The sequence below is a fragment of the Streptodolium elevatio genome, assembly GCF_040649515.1.
GTDB lineage: Bacteria > Actinomycetota > Actinomycetes > Streptomycetales > Streptomycetaceae > Yinghuangia > Yinghuangia elevatio.
In genome coordinates this window covers 1-3,406 of record NZ_JBEZFP010000262.1, presented here as the reverse complement: position 1 = coordinate 3,406, position 3,406 = coordinate 1, and the positions used below count along the sequence as shown (strand labels likewise).

The window sequence follows — 3,406 nt, the reverse complement described above, 5'->3', positions numbered from 1 at the left end:
CCCCACCGCGCCCGGGACCGCCCGCCCCACCCGGCCACCTACCGGCTGTCAGCGGCCGAAGTGGGCGCTGCGCGCACTGTTCGTGACGACCGGCGCGGTCGGCCAGGCCGCCGCGCACGCCGAACGGCCGGCCGCCGACGCCGCGCAGCGCATCGGCGCGATGGGCCTGGCCGCCCCGGCGGAGGAGCACGTGTGCGCGACCTGATCGGGGTGCGGATCCGCGCGAACCTCGCGCTCACACACTGACCCGCGAACACGTCGACGGCGCCGGGAGAATGACCCTCCCGGCGCCGTCGACGTTGGAGTGCCCAGTCCTTGGAACTTGTCGCTGCTGGTCAGGGCATGCGCGGGAAGCGACATGCGCCTGCGCGCCGTTGGGTCCGGGGTCGTTGTGGCGCGGGGCCGAACGGTGCTGGTGGCTCGCGGGTCGATGGTCCGGACGGATGGTGCCGATGCGCCCGCCAGTGCTGCATGGTCGTGTCGTGAGGCATCGGAAGAATTAACCCACAAAATGGTTGGGACCGTTGTGCCCTTGACTCCCTGCGAGGACTGCCGTGCCCGTGTTCCGCCGCCTGCTGCCCGCCGCGTCCGCCGCCGCGCTCGCCGCCACCCTGCTCACCCCCGTACCCGCACCGGCTGCCGCCGCCGAGATCCCCACAGTCGTGACATCCGAGGAGTCCGGGAACGGTGAACTCGCCGAGGCGACCTGCCCGGAGGGCATGGGCATGGTCGGCGGCGGCTACCACGTCTACCCCTTCGCGACCGGCTTCGGCCAGGTCGCCGACTTCATCAAGGTCAACGGCCCCAGCGCCACCCAGCACGACACCTGGCAGGTGCAGCAGCTCCACGGTCCCTCCACCGCGTACGTGATGTGTCTGTCCAGCGCCCACAGCCCCGGCGTCGTCCGGACTCAGAGGTCCGAGCCCGGCAAAGTGGCCTACGCGACGTGCCCGGAAGGCACGGTGCTGTCCGGCGGCGGATATGCCGCCGACCCGGCCGTCACCGGAGTCGGCCACAACGCGGACGAGATCGCCACCAACGCCCCCTCCGCCAGCGTCGCCAACACCTGGGTCGCCCGCATGGCGTACGGCCGGGTCTCCGCCCTCGCCATGTGCACCATCTAACCCACCCCACCCGCCGCGTTCCCCAGCGACTGCCAGACGCCCGCCACAGCCTGACGTGCAGTTCAGGGAAAAGCTCTGACGGCAGCGGCGCGGCGGACCTCACCGGTGCCGCCTGCGCCCGCTGTCGGACTGAGCGCCCCGCCGGGCCTACACGGCCGCCGCGAGGTCGGCGTCGCGGCGGCGCATCCGGCGCCTTCTGCGACTCCGCCGGCCTGCACGCGCTTGCTCCGCGGCCGCACACGCGCCGCCGACACCGGCGCAACCCTCACGCTGGCCCCGAGCAGGCAACTCGCCCATCTGCTACGGCTCACCGGCACCACCGACCTGTTCCCCACCGCCCCCTCCGCGGCCACCGCCTCAACGGCGGCCTGACCTCGGAGCGCCGCGGTGACCGACCGCCCCACCGCCAAAGCCCCTCCTGGACCGCGCACGCTGTGCACGTCGTCCGCGTGGCTCCGCACGGACTATGCGTCGGTCTCCACGATCGGGGCGGCAGCGGCGCTGGCCTTGATCGACTCGATGCCGTTGAGGCCGGCGCTCCTGGACGTGTACCCCTCGCCGAAGGCGATGATCTCGCCGTTCGCGGCCTTGAGCTTGACGTTTAACCTCGCAGCCGGTGGCCGTATCAGTTGATCTTGCCCGGCGCCCGCCGTGGCGCTCGGACGCGTCTCTGTAGGATCCCTGATCGTGGACGTTCTCACTTGGCGGAGCAAGATGGTAGCCATCCCGCCGGGGCAGGCAACACTGTCGGACCGGCGGACACAGCGCAGTTGGTCGGTCGAGATCCCGCCCTACCAACTCGGGGCGTTCCCGGTCACCCAGGCGTTGTACGCACAGGTCACCGGCCGGCTACCGAGCACCGCCCGTGGGGACCTGTTGCCCGTCGAGTGCGTTTCCTGGTGGGACGCGGCACGGTTCTGCAACACCTTGTCCCTGCGCGACGGGTTCACGCCCGCCTACCATTTCCGTGCCGACAGTGAAGACGTCGATTGGGACCCGTCCGCCGACGGGTACCGGCTGCCGACCGAAGCCGAGTGGGAGCACGCCTGCCGGGCCGGCACGAGCGGCCCGCGGTACGGGCCGCTCGACGAGATCGCATGGCACCGGGGCAACTCGCACGAGCGCATCCACGCCGTCGGCGGAAAGCGCCCCAACCCGTGGGGCCTCTACGACATGCTCGGCAACGTATGGAACTGGTGCTGGGACGTCTACGACGCCGAGGTCTACGGCACCTACCGCGTACTCCGCGGCGGCGGCTGGTTCGATGAACACTGGAGTTGCCGGGCCTCTGTCCGGCGCCGCAGCCACCCGACCTTCCAAGTCGACGACGTAGGTTTCCGCGTCGCGCGTTCCACCGCGTGACGCCGATGCGGTAGGTCACGCCCGGCCCAACGCGCGACCCGCTGGGCAGGCACGACTGAGTACCCACACGGGCGTACCAGTGACCTGCATCACCCTTCGTGCCCGAGACCGGCGTTACCCAGAGTTTGATGACACACGCGCAACCTCGATCACACAGGGTCACCCCACTTCCGCTATCGAACACATGTTCGACAAGGTCGCCTTGTCAGTCCTGCGAGTTAAGGTCTCGGATACTTCGTCCCCGTCAAGGACGCTACACGCCGCTGCACGATCGGGTGCGCCTGCCGCCGACGGCTTGGCACGGCCCGCCTTCAGCTGGTTGCCGGGCTACTCCGGCGCTGTCGATTCCCGGGGAGGTGAGGTGTCGAGGATCGGTCTCGCCCGTGTGTGCGTGCCTACGAGCTCGGGCCGGGCTCTATGGCGGTGGCGATCGTGGACAGCACCTCGTCGAGCGTCGTGACCGTGGTCGCCGGGAGGTCGTCGAGTTCCCCGCGGTCGAGGGCGACGGCGTAGATCTCCTCCAGTGTTCCGGCCAGTGGACGCAGGTCGTCGCGCACCGGTCCCGGGTCCAGGGATTGGACGGTGAACTCGATGTCGTCGACGAGCCGGCGGAGGGAGGTCTTTCCCTCGCGGAACTCGGCCACGCTGTCTCGGATGTAGCCCAATCGCGCTTGATGCGTTGCCATCTTGCGGTTCTCCGTTCCCACGACCGTCTGGAGCGTCTCGCCCCGAACATGCACACGATAGGTCGGAACCAATAGCTTCCTGCCGACTGATCGAGGCATGACCGGGCCTTGAACCTGCCGCGTAGTGCGAGATCAGGCTTAAGACGTCGTCTCATTTGGTGAGTCGGCGGTAGCAGATGAGGGTGCACGCGATGGCGGTGAAGGCGAGGAAGTGCTCGGCTTTGCGTTCGTAGC

5 protein-coding genes are annotated in these 3,406 nt (G+C 69.6%); 3 read left to right on the top strand and 2 right to left on the bottom strand.

Translation table 11 applies throughout. The features are described 5' to 3' along the window. Window positions 1-205: hypothetical protein (locus tag AB0C36_RS42760; RefSeq protein WP_358365123.1), on the top strand; the 205-nt coding region annotated here is incomplete at its 5' end. A gap of 349 nt (window positions 206-554) precedes the next feature. Then, complete coding sequence (locus AB0C36_RS42755) at window positions 555-1,124, top strand: hypothetical protein (protein WP_358365120.1); 570 nt, start codon at window positions 555-557, stop codon at window positions 1,122-1,124. A 464-nt stretch (window positions 1,125-1,588) separates the two neighbouring features. On the opposite strand, the gene AB0C36_RS42750 is transcribed toward AB0C36_RS42755, so the two are convergent. Beyond that, window positions 1,589-1,849, bottom strand: a complete 261-nt coding sequence (locus AB0C36_RS42750) for a YegP family protein (protein WP_358365117.1) — start codon at window positions 1,847-1,849, stop codon at window positions 1,589-1,591. Here AB0C36_RS42750 and AB0C36_RS42745 point away from each other — a divergent pair. Next, complete coding sequence (locus tag AB0C36_RS42745) at window positions 1,839-2,486, top strand: formylglycine-generating enzyme family protein (RefSeq protein WP_358365115.1); 648 nt, start codon at window positions 1,839-1,841, stop codon at window positions 2,484-2,486. The two genes, AB0C36_RS42750 and AB0C36_RS42745, sit on opposite strands and share 11 nt — an antisense overlap. 395 nt (window positions 2,487-2,881) lie before the next feature. Here the strand turns inward: AB0C36_RS42745 and AB0C36_RS42740 are convergent, their stop codons facing one another. Beyond that, entirely contained in the window at window positions 2,882-3,172 is a 291-nt protein-coding gene (locus AB0C36_RS42740) for a hypothetical protein (RefSeq protein ID WP_358365113.1), read from the bottom strand. Window positions 3,173-3,406 lie beyond the last annotated feature (234 nt).

Coding starts and splice junctions, on each gene's coding strand:
- AB0C36_RS42750 (WP_358365117.1), bottom strand. CDS start 1,849: ATGGCTACCATCTTGCTCCGCCAAGTGAGAACGTCCACGATCAGGGAT.
- AB0C36_RS42740 (WP_358365113.1), bottom strand. CDS start 3,172: ATGGCAACGCATCAAGCGCGATTGGGCTACATCCGAGACAGCGTGGCC.
- AB0C36_RS42745 (WP_358365115.1), top strand. CDS start 1,839: ATGGTAGCCATCCCGCCGGGGCAGGCAACACTGTCGGACCGGCGGACA.